Origin of the sequence: Hymenobacter puniceus (genome assembly GCF_014333525.1) — a bacterium.
GTDB lineage: Bacteria > Bacteroidota > Bacteroidia > Cytophagales > Hymenobacteraceae > Hymenobacter.
This window is the reverse complement of sequence record NZ_JACSCX010000013.1, coordinates 25462-42670: the sequence shown is the minus strand read 5'-3', so window position 1 is coordinate 42670 and position 17209 is coordinate 25462. Positions and strand designations below refer to the sequence as shown.

The window sequence follows — 17209 nt, the reverse complement described above, 5'->3', positions numbered from 1 at the left end:
CAGCTATTTAAAAGCCCACAAGAAAGCCCGGCCGTTAGCTAACGGCCGGGCTTTCTTGTGGGCTTTTAAATAGCTGGCTAAGATTCCAGCTCAGCTAAACGGTAATGCAGCAATACCATGCCGTCGGGCCAGGTTTGGGTGTGCAGCAGCTGTAGCGGCTGCGGATGATCCTGCAGGCGCCAGAGCGGAATGCCCGCTCCCAGCAGCCGTGGTACCACGAAGAGCATCAGCTCATCAACCAAACCGGCGGCCAGCAGTGGGCTGGCCAGCGTGCTGCCGCCAATCAGCCAGATGGTGCCGCCGGGCTGCTGGCGCAGCTGCGTCACAAATTCCACCGGATCGGTACTGACAAACTGCACCGACGGCTCGGGCGACTCGGTGGGTGGCTTGCGGCTGAACACGTAGTTGGTGAGCGTGGGGTAGGGCCACTCCCCGAACATGAGCACCTGCTCGTAGGTGGCGCGGCCCAGCAGCGTCGCGTCGGCGGTGGCCAGAAAATCGGCATAGCCATAGTCCTCGCCGGGTGGGGGCGTGGGCAGCCACTCCACCGAGCCATCCGGCGACGCAATGTAGCCGTCGAGGCTGGTAGCAATATATAGAACGACTTTGCGCATAACCGTCGGAGCCTAAAACCAAGTGGCGGCTACCTGCATCAGCTGTTCCAGGGCCTGCTGGTCGTCGTGGTCGAAATCGTTAAGCTGGTCACTGTCGACATCCAACACCGCCACTACTTGCCCGTCTTTCAGCACGGGTACCACAATCTCGGATTTCGACTCCGAGCTGCAGGCAATGTGGCCGGGAAACTGCTCTACATCAGGCACTAATAGTGTAGCGGCCTGGGCCCAGCTGGCGCCGCATACGCCTTTGCCGTGCCGGATGCGGGTGCAGGCAATGGGGCCCTGGAATGGCCCAAGTACCAGTTCATTGCCCTTCACGAGGTAGAAGCCTACCCAGAAAAAACCAAACGCCTGGCGCAGAGCGGCGGCCGTGTTGGCAAGGTTGGCGGTAAGGTCGGGCTCGCCAGTGGTTAATGCCTCAATCTGGGGTAAAAGCTGGCGGTATTGCGCCGCTTTGGTGAGTGTGGTGTCGAGGGTGAGTTCTTCGGCCATTTGGGTGAGTTGGATGGGGAGCAGTAAGGTAAACAGCAGACGAGGCAAACAAGAAATAAGTTGGGGCAAAACCAACTTCGTGGGCTATCCGTTCGGTTGCTCCCGCTCATTCACATACACAAACAGCTCATCGTTGCCGAGGCGGGTATGCTGGCGCAGACTGCGCAGGCCGGGGCTGGGGGCTGCTACACCGCCACCCAGCTGCCGGGAGCTGCGCAAAATCCGGATTTCATCCCAGAGGCCGTCTTTCAACAGCGAGTTGAGCACCGTCGGCCCGCCTTCCACCAGCACCGACTGCACGTTGCGCTGGTGCAGGTTGCTGAAAATCTGCGGAAACAGGTCTTCGGCCTCCGACAGCCGCACAAAACCCAGCTTATCGGTGGTAGCCCGCTCGCGGTAAGTGTACACCACCGTGGGCTGGCGTCCATCAAACAGATGATGTGTGGGCGGCAAGCTCAGGTTTTTATCGATGACCAGCCGGATGGGGGCGGGGCCGGGCCACTCGCGCACGTTCAGGTGTGGGTTGTCGTGCAGGGCCGTGCGCGTCCCAACCAGAATGGCGTGCTCCTCGCTGCGCCAGCGGTGCACCGCCACCCGGGCCAGCTCGCCGCTGATGGCCACCGGCTGAAAGTAGGGCCCCGCCAGATAGCCATCGGCGGTTTCGGCCCATTTCAGCACCACGTAGGGCCGGTTTTTCTCCTGAAACGTGAAAAAGCGCCGGTTCAGCCATCGGCCTTCGGCCTCCAGCACCCCGGTTTCCACCTGAATGCCGGCGGCCCGCAGTTTTTCCAGGCCGCGTCCGGCTACCAGCGGGTTAGGGTCGAGGTTGCAGATTACCACTTCCGGAATGCCTTTGGCAATCAGCAGGTCGGCGCAGGGTGGGGTTTTGCCGTGGTGGGCGCAGGGCTCCAGCGTTACGTAGGCGCGGCTGTGGCGCAGCAGCAGCGGGTCCGACACGGCTGCCACAGCATTTACCTCGGCGTGCGGCCCGCCGTATTGCCGGTGCCAGCCTTCTCCAATGATGCGTCCTTGGTGGGTTATAACGCAGCCCACCAAAGGATTAGGGCGGACGTAGCCGGTGCCAAGGCGGGCCAGGTCCAGAGCGCGGCGCATCATCAGCAGGTCGAAGTCGAGAGAAGAAGGCATGGGGTGGGAGGGTGGAGGTGCAGAAAAGCGAAAGTAACACGGCGCCAACTGTAGCGCGAATCTTCTGCCTTACGCCCGCCGGATGCAACAACTGTAGCGGCAAGAACAGGAGCCGGCCCGACGCTTCGCGCCTGAGGCGCTACTTTTGCACCATGCCCACGCTCCGCCAGCTCACCACTTCCTTTACTTCTGCTCTGGAAACCATCTATCCAACATCGGAAGCCGGCAGCATTGCAGGGCTGGTACTGGAGCATCTGCTGCAGCTTACGCCGCTGCAGCGCCGCATGCAGGCCGATGCGCCCGTGCCAACGGAAGTGGCGGCGCAACTCCCGGCTCTGCAGGCACGGCTGCTCCACCACGAGCCAATGCAGTACGTGCTGGGCGTGGCGCATTTTGCCGGGCTGGAGCTGGAAGTAACGCCCGCCACCCTCATTCCGCGCCCCGAAACTGAGGAACTGGTGCAGCTTATCATTGAAGAGCAACGCCACCGTCCGGCGCTGTCGGTGCTGGATGTGGGCACGGGCAGCGGCTGTATTCCGCTGGCGCTGTGCCAAGCGCTGGAGCCCACCCGCACCGTGGCCGTAGATATTTCCGGCGAGGCCCTGACCGTAGCGCGCCGCAACGCCAGCCGCTACGGCTGCGAAATAGATTTTCAGCAGCTGGACATTCTAACGCAAACTCCCGCCGCTTTGGAGCCTCAAAGCTTGGATATTCTGGTTAGCAACCCGCCTTACGTGCTGGAAAACGAGCGGCCCCTGATGCGTCCCAACGTCCTCAACTACGAGCCGGCCACCGCGCTGTTTGTGCCCAACCACGACCCGCTGCTGTTCTACCGCCGCATTGCCGAATTGGGTACCACGCTGCTACGGCCGGGCGGGGCGCTCTATTTTGAAATCAACGAGCAGTATGCCGGCCCTACGCTGGCGTTGCTTACCGGCCTTGGCTACACAGAAGTGGCTGCCCGCCCGGATATATTTGGTAAGCAGCGGCTGGTGCGGGCCAGTTGGGAAAGCGCCACGTAGGCTGCACCTTGTGTTGTTCTATAGGCAAGTTGGCTGCTGACTTGGCTGGTCGTTTTTGCTAGTAGCCTGAGGCTTACCACCTGCCGTTTCCGGCCCGGCCCAAATGTGGGCCTGCACTACAACGGCAAAAGCCTTACCTTTGCCCCCCGAACCGTACACCTTCTATGACTAATGCCCCCGCCTACTTCGCCCACCCTACTGCCGTCCTCGACGAGGGCAGCCGTATCGGGGCCGGCAGCCGGATCTGGCATTTCTGCCACATAAGTGCCGGCGCCGTGCTGGGCGAAAACTGCAGCCTGGGCCAGAACGTGTTTGTGGCCGACGGCGTGACGTTGGGCTGCAACGTGAAAGTGCAGAACAATGTAAGCCTTTATACCGGCGTTGAGTGCCACGACGATGTATTTATCGGCCCGTCGGCCGTATTTACTAATGTGCTCAATCCGCGGGCAGCCGTAGTGCGCCGCCACGAATATCAACCTACCATACTGGAGCAGGGGGTTAGTATTGGCGCTAATGCCACTATTGTTTGCGGCGTGCGGTTAGGCAAGTACGCTTTCGTAGGCGCTGGCTCTGTAGTGACGCATAGCCTGCCCGCTTACGCGCTGGCCTACGGCAACCCAGCTCGCCAGTATGGCTGGATGAGTGAGCAGGGGCATGCATTGGTATTCAATGCTGCCGGCCAATCTTCATGCCCCGGCAGCGGCGAACAGTATGTTCTAACCGAAAATCAGGTTTCTCGTATTAGCCCCGATTCCTGACCAGGCCTGATGCTCTCCGGCTATCCGCTTTCAAACCTCCGAAATTCAAGACTTTACGTCCCTAAGATTCCAATCGTGTACGAGCAACTACTTCGCAAAGAGGCCAAGCTGGCCGTTATCGGCCTCGGCTACGTTGGCCTGCCCATCGCCCTCGAGTTTGCCCGCAAAATCCAGGTTATCGGCTTCGATATCAACGCCAAGCGCGTGGATATGATGCGTAACAATATCGACCCCAGCGGCGAACTGGAAGCCAAGGACTTCGAGGGCTGCGACATTACGTTCACCGATTCGCTGGACGTGCTGCGCGAAGCCACATTCTACATCGTGGCTGTGCCTACACCCATTGATGAGCACGCCCAGCCCGATCTGAAGCCGCTAATCGGCGCCTCCTCGTCGGTGGGCAAGGTGCTGAAGAAAGGCGACTACGTGGTGTTCGAGAGCACCGTATATCCTGGCTGCACCGAGGACGACTGCATTCCGGTGATGGAAAAGCACTCCGGGCTGAGCTTCGCCAATGGCGACTTCAAAGTGGGCTACTCGCCCGAGCGCATCAATCCCGGCGACAAGGAGCACACGCTCAGCAGCATCATCAAGGTGGTAGCTGGCTGCGATGCGGAGTCGCTGGACGTTATTGCCAAGACCTACGAGCTGGTGGTGAAAGCCGGCGTGCACCGCGCCAGCAGCATCAAAGTAGCCGAGGCTGCCAAGATCATCGAAAACACCCAGCGCGACGTGAACATTGCGCTGATGAACGAGCTGTCGATGATTTTCGACCGCATGAATATCAACACCTACGAGGTACTGGAAGCGGCCGGCACCAAGTGGAACTTTCTGAAGTTCTCACCCGGCCTAGTAGGCGGCCACTGCATCGGCGTCGACCCCTATTACCTCACCTACAAGGCCAAAGAGCTGGGCTACGACGCCAAGGTGATTCTGAGTGGCCGCACCACCAACGACAACATGGGTGCCTACATCGCACGGAAAACCGTGCAGATGATGATCAAGAAAGGCAAGGACGTGGCCAAGAGCCGCGTGCTGGTGATGGGCGCGACCTTCAAGGAAAATGTGGAGGACATCCGCAACTCCAAGGTGGCCGACGTGATTCAGGAGCTGAAAAACTTCTCGGTAAACGTGGACATCGTGGACCCGCACGCCGACAGCGACGAGCTGCACCACGAGTACGGCTTCCGCCTGACGCCCGCCACCGAGGTGCGCACCGATTACGACGCCGTTATTGTGGCCGTTAGCCACCAGCCCTACACCCAGCACAACGAAGCCTACTTTCAGTCCATCACCAGCGACAACGCCGTGCTGGTGGATTTGAAAGGCCTATTCCGCGGCAAGGTGCAGGACATGCAGTACTGGAGCCTCTAAAATCAGTTGTCAGTTATCAGTTGCCAGTTGTCTGTTTCGTTCTGAAACCAACCGGTGTCTGACAACTGACAACTGGCAACTGATAACCGAATGTCTAGAACGAAAATACTGGTTACGGGAGGTGCGGGCTACATTGGCTCGCATGCAGTAGTGGAATTGTATGAAGCTGGTTTCCAGCCAGTCATTATCGATAATTTCAGCAACTCGCGGGAGTCGGCGCTGGCGGGCGTAGAAGAAATTCTGGGTGTGAAAGTACCGTTGCACCGCATCGACTGCAACGACGCTGAGGCTTTGCGGGCCGTGTTTGCCGAGGAAGGTAGCCTGCGCGGCGTCATTCATTTCGCGGCTTATAAGGCCGTGGGTGAGTCGATAGCCAAGCCGCTGGAATACTACCAAAACAACGTGGGCTCGTTGCTGACGCTGCTGCAGGTGATGCGCGAGTTTGGCGTAGAGGCCCTGGTGTTTTCGTCTTCGTGCACCGTGTACGGCGTGCCCGACACGCTGCCCGTGACCGAGCAGACGCCCACCAAAAAGGCCAACTCGCCCTACGGCGCCACCAAGCAGATGTGCGAAGATATTCTGCGCGACGTGGCGGCTGCGCCCGGTAACACGCTGCGCACCATTCTGCTGCGCTACTTCAACCCAATCGGGGCCCACGATTCGGCCAAGATCGGGGAGCTGCCGCTGGGTGTTCCGCAGAACCTGATTCCATACGTGACCCAGACGGCCGCCGGCATCCGCGAGCAGCTGACGGTGAACGGCGACACCTACGACACGCCCGACGGCACCAACATCCGTGACTACGTGCACGTGGTGGATTTGGCCAAGGCCCACGTGGTGGCGGTGCAGCGCCTACTGGACCAGAAAGGCGAGACGGTGGAAACCTTCAACGTCGGCACTGGCCGCGGCAACTCGGTGCTGGAAGTGGTGCACGCTTTCGAGCGCGCCACCGGCCAGAAGCTGAACTACAAAATTGGTCCGGCCCGCCCCGGCGACGTGCCCGCCATCTACGCCGACGTCACCAAATCGGTGGAAATCCTGGGCTTCCAGACGTCAGCTACGTTGGAGGAAGCTTTGGCCAGCTCCTGGAAGTGGCAGCAGGCATTGGGTAAGTAGACATAAACGAGAAAAAAAGGACGTCATGCTGAACGAAGCGGAGCGCAGCGGTAGAGATGCTTCGGCTCCGGCTGCGCCTTCGCTCAGCATGACGGGTAATAAACAATTCAAGCCATGAAAATCATCATCACCGGCGGGGCCGGCTTCATTGGGTCGCACGTGGTGCGCCTGTTCGTAACCAAGTATCCGGAGTATCAGATTCTGAACCTGGATGCGCTGACCTACGCCGGCAACCTCGAAAACCTGCGCGACATTGAAAACGCGCCCAACTACCGTCTGGTGAAGGGCGACATCACCGACCAGGCCTTCGTGGACAACCTGTTTGCCACCGAGGAGCCCGACGCCGTGATTCACCTGGCCGCCGAAAGCCACGTGGACCGCAGTATCACCGACCCGCTGGCTTTTGTGAAAACCAACGTGCTGGGTACGGTGCACCTGCTGAACGCCGCCAAGAACCTGTGGAAGCCGCTCAACTATGAGGGCAAGGTATTCTACCACGTGAGCACCGATGAGGTGTACGGCTCCCTGGATTTCGGGCCCGACATGTTCACCGAGGAAACCAGCTACGACCCCCGCTCGCCGTACTCGGCCAGTAAGGCGTCGTCGGACCATTTTGTGCGGGCCTGGCACCACACCTACCACATGCCGGTAAAGCTGAGCAATTGCTCTAACAACTACGGTCCCAACCACTTCCCCGAGAAGCTGATTCCGCTGGCCATCCACCGCATTCAGCACGGCGAGGCCATTCCGGTGTACGGCAAAGGTGAAAACGTGCGCGACTGGCTGTTCGTGAAAGACCATGCCACCGCCATTGATGCCGTATTCCACAAGGGCAAAGTGGGCGAAACCTACAACATCGGCGGCGTGAACGAGTGGGCTAACCTGGAGTTGATTCACTTGCTCTGCGACACGCTGGATGAGAAAACCGGCAAAGAGAAGGGCACCTCGCGTAAGCTCATCAAGTTTGTGACGGACCGCGCCGGCCACGACCTGCGCTACGCCATCGACAGCTCAAAAATCATGAACGAGCTGGGCTGGAAACCATCCGTGACCTTCGAGCAAGGCCTAAGCCAGACCGTGGATTGGTATTTGGAAAACGAGGAGTGGCTCAACAACGTCACCAGCGGCGCTTACCAGGATTACTATCAGAAGCAGTACAACCGCTAGGCCCAGAAAGACAGTCATGCTGAGCTGGCCGAAGCATCTCTACTGCTGACGTTTGAGTAGTATTCAATCGAAGCGGTAGAGATGCTTCGACAAGCTCAGCAGGACGTGCTGATTATCCCCAAGAAATGTATAACACCCCTTTCCACGACCAGCCGCTCGATAACCTGAGCTTCCTCGTTACCGGCGGGGCCGGCTTCATTGGCTCGAACCTGGTGGAATATCTGCTCAAGTACGGCGCCAAAGAGGTGCGCGTGCTGGACAACTTCTCCAACGGCTTCCGCAAGAACGTGGCGCTGTTTGAAGGCAATCCGGCTTTGCGCGTCATCGAAGGCGACATCCGCGACCGGCAAACCTGCATCGATGCCTGCCAGGGCATTGACGTGGTGCTGCACCAGGCGGCGCTGGGCTCCGTGCCGCGCTCCATCAACGACCCCATCACGAGCAACGACGTGAACGTGGGCGGCTTCGTGAACATGCTGGTGGGAGCCAAGGAAGCGGGCGTGAAGCGCTTCGTGTACGCAGCCTCTAGCTCCACTTACGGCGACCATAAAGCCCTGCCCAAGGTGGAGGACCGTATCGGCAAACCCCTCTCGCCCTACGCCGTGACCAAGTACGCGAACGAACTGTACGCTGACGTGTTCGGCAAGACCTACGGCATGGAAATCATCGGGCTGCGGTACTTCAACATCTTCGGCCCGCGTCAGGACCCCAACGGGGCCTACGCGGCCGTGATTCCGCTGTTCATTGACGCCGTGCTGGAAGGCCGCCCGCCCCGCATGAACGGCGACGGAGGTCAGACGCGCGACTTCACCTTTGTGGAAAACTGCGTGCAGGCCAATATCAAGGCGGCGCTGGTGCAGAACCCCGAGGCCGTGAACCAGGTGTACAACGTGGCCGTGGCCGACCGCACCTCCCTCAACGACCTGTTCAACATCCTGAAGGAAGAAGCCGGCTCCGACATCACGCCCGAGTACGGCCCCGACCGTGCCGGTGACATCCGCGACTCCCTGGCCGACATCAGCAAGGCCAACAACCTGCTCGGCTACCAGCCCCAAATCCGCATCCAGGAAGGCCTGCAAAAAACGCTGGAGTGGTTCAAGACCAACCAAGAGTTTATTGCCGAGCGGAATTAATCCGTATGTCATGCTGAGCTTGCCGAAGCATCTCTACCGCTGCGTTGCGGTAGTAACTCAACGAAGCGGTAGAAATGATTCGGCAAGCGGACGCTAGATCAAGCATGACGTTCTTTTATCCAAGTTCCTAAGTTCCTAAGACCCTGCATATGAAAGGCATCATCCTCGCCGGCGGCTCCGGCACCCGGTTGCACCCCCTTACCCTGGCCGTATCCAAGCAGATGATGCCGGTGTACGACAAGCCGATGGTGTACTACCCGCTGTCCATCCTGATGATGGCCGGCATCCGGGAAATCCTCATCATCACTACGCCCCACGACCAGGCCCAGTTCAAGAAGCTGCTCGGCGACGGCGCCAACCTGGGCTGCCGCTTCGAGTATGTGGTGCAGGAAGTGCCCAACGGGCTGGCCCAGGCCTTCGTGCTGGGTGCTGACTTCATCGGCGACGACAAGGTGGCCCTGGTGCTCGGCGACAACATCTTCCACGGCGAAGGCATGGAAGAACTGCTCAAGAGCAACAGCAACCCCGACGGCGGTGTGGTGTACGCCTACCACGTGCACGACCCGGAGCGCTACGGTGTGGTGGAGTTCGATGCCAACAACAAGGCCCTCAGCATTGAGGAGAAGCCCGCCAAGCCCAAGAGCAACTACGCCGTACCCGGTCTGTACTTTTACGACAACGACGTGGTGCAGATTGCCCGGGACCTGAAGCCCAGCCCCCGCGGCGAGTATGAAATCACGGACGTGAACCAGGAGTACCTGCGCCGCGGCAAGCTGAAAGTGGGCATCCTAGGCCGCGGCACCGCCTGGCTCGATACGGGCACCTTCGAAAGCCTGATGCAGGCTGGTGAGTTTGTGCGCGTGCTGGAGCAGCGCCAGGGCCTGAAAGTGGGTTCGATTGAGGAAGTGGCCTACCGCCAGGGCTTTATCGATGCCGAGCAGCTGCGCAAAATCGCGGAGCCTCTGCGCAAAAGTGGCTACGGCGACTACCTCATGCGTTTGCCTGAGCAGTTGATGCTGAAAAGCTAGAAGACATAATCCAAGAAACGTCATTCCGGGCAGAGCGAAGTGTCTCGCCGGGGTAGTGAAATTATCTACTACTCCGGCGAGACACCTCGCTCTGCCCGGAATGACGTTTTTTATGCTGTCCTGCTATATAGGACAGTGTATAAACAACAAGCTAAATTCCGACTAAGCAAAAGGGCTGATTCCCGGATGAAACGTGCTCCTTTAATATACTAGACGGGCATGAGGCGACAGTGGCGGGCTGATTTCCGGCATTCGCCCGATTTTTCCGGCACTGACGCGAAAAGGCAGGTAGGCGCGGCCACTGCGATGCAGTTTTGGGCTGTCAATCACCTCAAAACGATTTCCGACCATGACCACCCAGCAACTTGCCCGCGACGTAAAATTCCTGAAAGCCTATGCCCTGACTGCCACGCTCATCCCAGTAGTGGGGTTGCTCTTCGCTTTCAATAAGCCCGATAAGCCGGTACGCTTCGGCGAAATAACGGTGGAGCGCCTGAACCTGGTGGAGCGCGACGGCACCGTGAAGATGATTATGAGCAACCAGGAACGGTTTCCGCAGGGCGTCACCATCGATGGCAAGCACCTCGACTACAAGCGGCCCCATCCCGGCATGCTGTTCTACAATGCCAAGGGCGAGGAATGCGGTGGCCTGATTTTCGGCGGGCAGAAGGGTCCGGATGGCAAAGTAGCGGCTGGCGGCCACTTCTCGCTCGACCGGTTTGGGCAGGACCAGGTAATTGCCCTCAACTACCAGGAGCAAGGCGGCTTCTACAAGGCAGGTCTCACGTTCAATGACGCGCCCGACGAGTCCATAACGGCCCTGGAGGAGAAATACAAAGCCGCCACGCCCGAGCAAAAGCAACAGGCACAGAAAGACGGCAAGCTGGGCCTGCAGACCCGCTTGTTCGTGGGCACTACTGCCGGCCGCTCTTCAGCCATGGTCATGGCCGACCAGCGTGGCGAAACCCGGGTGATGCTGGTGGCCAATACCGAACAGTCGACGCTGGACTTCAAGGACAGCCAGGGCCGCACCCGCCTGACCATCGGCGTGGACAAGAACAACCAGCCGGTATTGCTCTTCCTGGACGAAAACGGGCAGCCCAGCAAGCCGGCTGCCAAGTAGGCTGGTTCGCTTGTACGACATCTTCTATCTTGCGGCCCACAATGCGCAAACCGCCCTGGTTTTATCTGTTCGTCTTCGGCCTGGCCGTGCTGCTGGCCGTCTATACCCGCCTGACGATGGCCGTGCGGTGGGAGGACTTCTACCTGTTTCCTGACGCGCCGTTCTGGCTGTTTCTGGAAGCTTTGCTGGTGGTATTCCTGCTCGACCAGCTGCACCTGCGGGCTACCCGGCGGGGCCAGGTCAGCGGGCGGGCGGGCTACTACTTTGGGCTGCTGTGGCGGGGGGCACTGCCTTTTGTAGGATTGTTGCAGCTGCTGCAAGGGGCGCTGGTGCTGGCCCACGCCGGCCAGGGCGACTACGGCAGCTGGTACGAGGTGGTGCGCTGGCTTGCATCCACGCTGTTTTTGTACTTGCTGGTAGGCAGCGTGTACTTGCCGTTTCTCTATCAGCAGCACGCCGGCCTAGTACGGCTGGCTCTTGAGCAGGCCGAAAAAGCCGCCACCCAGGCTCGGCTCCGGGCCCTGCAGCAGCACGTGGATCCGCACTTTCTGTTTAATAACCTCAACATTCTTGCTTCACTCATCGAGCCCGATAATGGTGCCGCGCTCGACTACGTGAGCCATCTGGCCAATCTGTACCGATATTTGGTGCGTGCCGGGCAGCGCGACGTGGTACCGGTGGCCGAGGAGCTGGCTTTTGCCCGCGACTACCAGTTCCTACTGCAGCGGCGCTTCGGGGCGGCCTACCAGTTTGCCGAGGACGTGCAGCTGCCCCCTGCCAGCCAGACTGAGCGGCTCCTGCCGCCGGGCGTGCTGCAGGAGCTGCTTACAAACGCCGTAAAGCACAACATGGCCACCCGGCAGCTGCCCCTGCTTATTCGCCTCACGCTCACGCCCGAAGCCCTGCGCCTGGAGCATTCCCGCCGTTTGCGCCCGGTGCCGGCGGCGGGCACCGGCAGCGGCCTGCCGGGCCTGCGCGCCCGCCTGTCCCTGCTCACTGACTTGCCCTTGGTGGTCGAAGAAACGCCCGAAACGTTTGCTGTTACCGTGCCGCTGCTGGCGGCCTTACCTACCCTATCTGTTGCCCATGCGCCTGCTGCTGCTGGAAGATGAAGAACCGGCGCTGGACCAGTTGCGCCGGATGGTGCTGCAGTTCTACCCCGCCGCCACGGTGGTGGCTGAGTGTCAGCAGGTGAGCGAAGCCGCCGCGTTTCTGCGCACGCACCCGGCCCCTGACCTCATCCTGTCCGATATTGAACTGCTTGACGGCAACGTGTTTCAGCTGTTCAGTCTGGTGACGGTGAGTAGCCCCGTGGTATTTGTGACGGCCTACGACACGTTCCTGACCCAGGCCTTCGAGCAAAACGGTATCGGCTACGTGCTCAAGCCTCTGCGCTATGACGCCTTGGCGGCGGCGCTGCAAAAGTTTGAACGCCTGCGCCACGCCTTCCAAGCCGATGCCATGCGCCACCTGGCTGCGCTGGTAGCGCCCACCCCACGCTATAAGGAGCGGCTCGTGAGCAAAGCCCGCACGGGTCTCTACCTGCTCGAGGTGGCCGACCTGGCGTACTTCCAGCTGCGCCACGGTGTTACGCATGCCGTAGACAACCAAGGGCGCAGCTTTGTGCTCAGCGAAACACTGAGCCAGTTGGAGACCGTGCTCGATCCGGCCGCGTTTTTCCGCCTCAACCGTAGTGAAATGGTGCATCTGCGGGCCGTGGAGCGCCTGGAGTCCTATTTCAACGATACGTTGGTCGTATATCTGAAAGGCCAGGCCACTACCCTTACCAGCAGCACCCACCGCACCCCGGAGTTGCGCCGTTGGCTTCTTGGCAGCCAATGATAGCCGGAAACAGCAAAGAAGTTTAAAAAACCGCTCCGGCCAGCAGACCAGCCAGCACGATAACGTAGGAGGGAATTCTCTCCCACAGCAGCACCAGAAACGTTATGCCAATCAGCGTGAGGTTGATGGGGGTGTCGGGCAGGGGATGGTAGAGCAGAAACACGGCCGCGCACACTAGGCCGGCCGAAACGGCATTCACACCCTCCAGCGACGCCTTCACGACGCGATACTGCTTGAGTTGGTCCCAGAACCGGATCAGGAAAAAGATGAGCAGCGTGCCAGGCATAAAGATGCCGGCGGCCGCCACCAGCGCCCCTACTACTTGCCCACCAACACCATAGTCGCGCATGGCCAGTGCCCCCACATATGAGGCAAAGGCGAAGTTAGGACCAGGCAGTGCTTGCGTGAGCCCGTAGCCCGACAAAAACTCCGGGGCCGACAGATATTCTTTGAACTCCACAAACTCGGCAAACAGCAGCGGCGCCAGCACCTGCCCACCCCCGAACACCAAACTGCCGTTGCGGTAGAAGTTCTCGAATAGCAGCACCGGCAGCTCGCGGGTGTAATGGCCCAGCACGGCTGCCCCAATGAATACCCCACCCCACAGAATGAAATTGGCCCACTCGATGCGGAGCGGCTGCTTATCCAGAATAGGGGCGTGCTTGCGGTAGCGAAACGTGGTAACCAGGCCGCCACCCAGCAGCAGCAGCGGCAACACCTGTGGCAGTTGGAAGCGGTAGGCCAGCATAGCGGACCCCACCATTAGGGCCACCGACGTCTTGGTGTGGATGACTTTCTCGGAAATCTTATAGGCTGAATACGCCACGAAGCCTACCGCAATGGGCTGCACAAAGCGCACCAGCTGCGTTACCTGGTCTTTGTCGAGGTAGCTCATGGCTATGCCAGCGGCCGTCATGATGCTCACGGCGGGCAGCATCCAGACTAGCAGCGTGAGGTAGGCCAGGTTGGGCCCGCCCAGCCGAAAACCAATGGCCGTGATGGTCTGCGTGGACGTAGGGCCGGGCAGTAGCTGGCACAGGGCCATGATTTCCAGCAGCTCGGCCGAAGTGAGGTAGCGCCGCTTGTCCACGAGCAGGCGCAGCATCATGGCGGTGTGGGCCTGCGGGCCGCCAAAGGCCGTGATGGCCAGTGCAGCCACGTCTTTCAGAAAAATAATGCCTCGTACCCGCCGCGTCCGGGCACCACTGCGCCGCGGTGGGGGCGCCAGCTGCACGTCGGAAGGGGGCGGAAGTGGCGGAGTGGAAAGCACAGACCTAAGGTAGCAGAAGCTTTAGTTTGTGCTGGCAGAGGGCAGCGAAAATGTGCGGCTGATACGGAAAAAAAGAACGTCATGCAGAACAGAGCGAAGCAGCTTGCCAGTGAGGTATGGTTACGACACTGGCGAGATGCTTCAGCTCCGCCTCTGCATGACGGTCTAAATAAATGCTAACCGGGCTTACTTCTTTTTCAGACCCAGCTCAATCAACCGCTCATTCAGGAATTCGCCGGCCGTGATGTCGGCTTCCTTCTTGGGGTTTTCGGCGGTTACACAGCTTTCCAGCGCGGCCAGGCTCATTTCGGAACGGGGGTGCATGAAAAACGGCACCGAGAAGCGCGAAGAGTTCATTTTCTCGCGGGCCGGGTTCACCACGCGGTGAATGGTGCTCTTCAGTACGCCGTTAGTCAGGCGCTGCAGCATGTCGCCCACATTCACCACAATCTGGTCGGGTAGGGCCGTGATTGGAATCCACTTGCCGTCGCGGCGCTTCACCTGCAAGCCATCGGCCGAGGCGCCCATGAGCAGCGTAATCAGGTTGATGTCGCCGTGCTCGGCAGCCCGAACGGCGTCGGCTGGTACGGCGTCTGGGTCTTCGATGGGGAAGTAGTGGATGGGCCGCAGGATGCTGTTGCCGTTGCGTACTTTATCGTCGAAGTAGTTTTCGGGCAGCTCCAGATACAGTGCAATGGCGCGCAGCACGTCTTTGCCGGCGGCCTCCAGGGTGCGGTACGTGGTGAAGGTGCTCTTCTGGAAGCTCGGTACTTCCGACGGCCAGATGTTGGCCGGGTATTCTTTGCCGATGGGGTCGGTGTCGTCTTCCACCTCCTGGCCTACGTGGTAGAACTCTTTCAGGTCGCCGGTGTTGCGGCCTTTGGCGTGCTCCTTGCCTTTGCTGATGTAGCCACGCTGGCCCGCCAGTTCGGGGTTTTCGTAGCGCTGCTTGGTTTCGTCGGGCAGCGAAAAGAAGCTTTTAACGTCGGCGTACAGCGCAGTGGTTTGCTCGTCGGAGAGGCCGTGGTTTTTGAGAGCCACAAAGCCGATGCTTTGGTAGGCTTCACCGAGCTGCTGTACGAAGCGGGCTTTGCGCTCCGGGTCACCGGAACGGAAGTCGGCCAGGTCGAGGGAGGGAATTTCTTCCAGCAGTTTTTCTTCCATCTTAGAAAATCACTATACTTTTGGACAAAGAATTGGTACCGCGCAAGGTACTTAAAAAACCAACGTTTTACCGGCGCTGGATGTTTCCTCAAGCACTGCCCTTCCGTACTTCACACCTGTTTCCTGCGTCCCTATGAACCTCTCTCCTTTGTTGTTTGGTGCTGTTGTGCTATTAGGCCTGGCCGCCTGCGACACAGCCAAGCAGGCCACCGAATCCACGGCCTCGGCTACCGATACCACTACGCTGACCACCACCACGGCCGCTACGCTGGAAAAAAACGGCATCCGCCTGACGCCTTTCACCAACTCACCTAAGTTTCCGGAGGCACAGCTGGCCCTCAAGTCGCCGCCCGCCGGCTCTTCGGTACCCAGCGGCGCTGTTGCTTTCGACTACGACCTGAGCAATTTTCAGCTCACTAAAATGACCGGCGGTATGCACGCCGGGCACCTGGCCAACTCGCAGAAAGGCCAGCACATCCACAACATTGTGGACAACCAGCCCTACACGGCCCACTACGAAACCGAATTCAGCAAGCCCGTGGCCGATGGCCAGCACGTGGTGCTGTCGTTTTTGTCGCGCTCCTACCACGAAAGCCTCAAGCACCGTAGCGCCTACGACCTGCGCGTTATCACCGTCGGCAAGGCTGCTGCCGGCACGCCCACCTTCGATCTGAAAGCGCCGCACCTGTTCTACAGCCGCCCCAAAGACGTGTACACCGGCGCCGACAAGGAGAAGGTGATGCTGGACTTCTACCTCGTGAATACCACGCTGGAGCCCGGCGGCACACAGGTGCGCGCCACTATCAACGGCGCCGAGTTCATGCTGGATCAGTGGGCGCCCTACATGATGGAAGGCTTGCCGGTGGGCGAAAACACGGTGAAGCTGGAGCTGGTAGATGCCAGCGGCAACCTCATTCCCGGCCCTTATAACTCCGTCACCCGCACGTTCGAAATCCAGCCGTAGTTGCGCGCTAACGCAAAAGGCCCGGCTTATCTATTCGATTTGCCGGGCCTTTTGCGTTAGCAAGCGCTGTAGTTAGTGGGTGGTCGGGCGGCGAGAGTAGCGGTGCACGAGCCAGCCAATGAGCAGCAGGGAGAGGGGCCAGAAATAGGTGCAGGCCACCAGAATTTCTCCCAGCAGATGCCAGCCGAAGCGGAGGCCGGCCGTGAGGCGCGGCGCTAGGGGCGGCTGCGGGGCCATAGCAGCCGGAATCAACTGATAATACTGCAACGTAAGCGTCCCCATCGTAGCCTCATCGGCCAGCAGCTTATCATGGGCCGACAAGACACTAGCCGCTGTGTCCTGTACACGCACGCGCAGTTGGGCGCTGGTCAGGTCGCGGGAACTGATGTCCTTATTCTCCACGTAGCCCAGCTCTCCTAGCGCAAACGTAAGTGGCATAAACCGCGCTGAGGGCACGCGGATGGTGAGCTGCTGCGTATGGCGGCCGTCTTCAGCATCTTCGTGAGCCTGCGCCAGATACGCTCCATACCGGTGCAGCAGCGTGTCCAGTTGGTGGGTGGTGGTCGCAAAGTCGGACACCAGCAGGTTCATGGTGCCTTGGTAAATAACGGGGCGGTTGGTTTGCCAAAGGCTGGCTAGTGGCCCAGCTGGCATAGATGCTGGTGGCGGCACCACTATTTCCGGCGCTTCGGCCGCAGCAGTTGTATCAGCTTCCTGCTGTTGAGCACACCCGCCCAGCAGCAGCCCCAGCAGCGGGAGCAGTTGCCATAACTTTTTCATCGGAGGAAAGGGAATTGGGATGAGATGAAAAAAGCTGCGCAGCTTCTGCAGGTTCATACAGCAGGTGGTGAAACGTAACCCAGCGCCAAGCCGATGGGTGGACGTCAGATAAGGTGGAAGAGCCGCTTCTGCTCTTGTGGATGGCACTCATGCGGCCTACCGGCGGCGATTATCTTCTCCTATCGTCAACGAATTTTAATAACGCCTGCGCTC

General features: G+C 59.8%; 17 protein-coding genes. 11 read left to right on the top strand and 6 right to left on the bottom strand.

Features of this window, described 5'->3' with window-relative positions:
• Positions 1-77: 77 nt before the first annotated feature.
• The 3 genes from H8B14_RS20490 to ribD all read right to left on the bottom strand — a co-directional run bounded on the left by H8B14_RS20490 (position 78) and on the right by ribD (position 2255).
• Positions 78-614 (bottom strand): dihydrofolate reductase family protein, encoded by a 537-nt coding sequence (locus H8B14_RS20490; RefSeq protein ID WP_187317541.1) that lies wholly within the window; start codon positions 612-614, stop codon positions 78-80.
• Between the two features lie 12 nt (positions 615-626).
• Complete coding sequence (locus H8B14_RS20485) at positions 627-1109, bottom strand: GAF domain-containing protein (protein WP_187317545.1); 483 nt, start codon at positions 1107-1109, stop codon at positions 627-629.
• An 84-nt stretch (positions 1110-1193) separates the two neighbouring features.
• Positions 1194-2255, bottom strand: coding sequence for a bifunctional diaminohydroxyphosphoribosylaminopyrimidine deaminase/5-amino-6-(5-phosphoribosylamino)uracil reductase RibD (gene ribD / locus H8B14_RS20480; protein ID WP_261990121.1), 1062 nt, complete (start codon positions 2253-2255; stop codon positions 1194-1196).
• 152 nt (positions 2256-2407) lie between these two features.
• Between ribD and prmC the strand changes: the two genes are divergently transcribed.
• The 10 genes from prmC to H8B14_RS20430 all read left to right on the top strand — a co-directional run bounded on the left by prmC (position 2408) and on the right by H8B14_RS20430 (position 12818).
• Positions 2408-3277, top strand: coding sequence for a peptide chain release factor N(5)-glutamine methyltransferase (gene prmC, locus H8B14_RS20475; protein ID WP_187317540.1), 870 nt, complete (start codon positions 2408-2410; stop codon positions 3275-3277).
• Positions 3278-3441: 164 nt separating this feature from the next.
• Positions 3442-4035, top strand: coding sequence for an acyltransferase (locus tag H8B14_RS20470; RefSeq protein ID WP_187317539.1), 594 nt, complete (start codon positions 3442-3444; stop codon positions 4033-4035).
• A gap of 75 nt (positions 4036-4110) precedes the next feature.
• Complete coding sequence (locus H8B14_RS20465; RefSeq protein ID WP_187317538.1) at positions 4111-5409, top strand: nucleotide sugar dehydrogenase; 1299 nt, start codon at positions 4111-4113, stop codon at positions 5407-5409.
• A gap of 90 nt (positions 5410-5499) precedes the next feature.
• The gene (galE, locus tag H8B14_RS20460; protein WP_187317537.1) at positions 5500-6525 is read left to right on the top strand and encodes a UDP-glucose 4-epimerase GalE; all 1026 of its coding nucleotides are present in this window, start codon (positions 5500-5502) and stop codon (positions 6523-6525) included.
• Between the two features lie 114 nt (positions 6526-6639).
• Positions 6640-7692: a dTDP-glucose 4,6-dehydratase gene (gene rfbB, locus H8B14_RS20455; RefSeq protein WP_187317536.1), complete on the top strand. Its 1053-nt coding sequence runs from the start codon at positions 6640-6642 to the stop codon at positions 7690-7692.
• Positions 7693-7817: 125 nt separating this feature from the next.
• Positions 7818-8825, top strand: coding sequence for an SDR family oxidoreductase (locus H8B14_RS20450; protein ID WP_187317535.1), 1008 nt, complete (start codon positions 7818-7820; stop codon positions 8823-8825).
• 149 nt (positions 8826-8974) lie between these two features.
• Entirely contained in the window at positions 8975-9853 is an 879-nt protein-coding gene (rfbA, locus tag H8B14_RS20445; RefSeq protein WP_187317534.1) for a glucose-1-phosphate thymidylyltransferase RfbA, read from the top strand.
• A gap of 349 nt (positions 9854-10202) precedes the next feature.
• Entirely contained in the window at positions 10203-10976 is a 774-nt protein-coding gene (locus H8B14_RS20440) for a hypothetical protein (protein WP_187317533.1), read from the top strand.
• 41 nt (positions 10977-11017) lie between these two features.
• Positions 11018-12088 (top strand): sensor histidine kinase, encoded by a 1071-nt coding sequence (locus H8B14_RS20435; protein WP_187317532.1) that lies wholly within the window; start codon positions 11018-11020, stop codon positions 12086-12088.
• Positions 12063-12818, top strand: a complete 756-nt coding sequence (locus H8B14_RS20430; protein ID WP_187317531.1) for a LytR/AlgR family response regulator transcription factor — start codon at positions 12063-12065, stop codon at positions 12816-12818. The genes H8B14_RS20435 and H8B14_RS20430 overlap by 26 nt, the downstream gene beginning before the upstream one ends.
• A gap of 22 nt (positions 12819-12840) precedes the next feature.
• On the opposite strand, the gene chrA is transcribed toward H8B14_RS20430, so the two are convergent.
• Complete coding sequence (gene chrA / locus H8B14_RS20425; RefSeq protein WP_187317543.1) at positions 12841-14046, bottom strand: chromate efflux transporter; 1206 nt, start codon at positions 14044-14046, stop codon at positions 12841-12843.
• A gap of 228 nt (positions 14047-14274) precedes the next feature.
• Positions 14275-15252: an isopenicillin N synthase family dioxygenase gene (locus H8B14_RS20420; RefSeq protein ID WP_187317530.1), complete on the bottom strand. Its 978-nt coding sequence runs from the start codon at positions 15250-15252 to the stop codon at positions 14275-14277.
• Between the two features lie 133 nt (positions 15253-15385).
• Between H8B14_RS20420 and H8B14_RS20415 the strand changes: the two genes are divergently transcribed.
• Positions 15386-16216 carry a hypothetical protein gene (locus H8B14_RS20415; protein ID WP_187317529.1) on the top strand — a complete coding sequence of 277 codons (831 nt, stop codon included), beginning with the start codon at positions 15386-15388 and terminating at the stop codon, positions 16214-16216.
• Positions 16217-16288: 72 nt separating this feature from the next.
• Here H8B14_RS20415 and H8B14_RS20410 read toward each other — a convergent pair whose 3' ends face one another.
• On the bottom strand, positions 16289-16996 hold the full coding sequence (locus H8B14_RS20410) for a DUF4349 domain-containing protein (protein ID WP_187317528.1): 708 nt from the start codon (positions 16994-16996) through the stop codon (positions 16289-16291).
• Between the last annotated feature and the right edge of the window lie 213 nt (positions 16997-17209).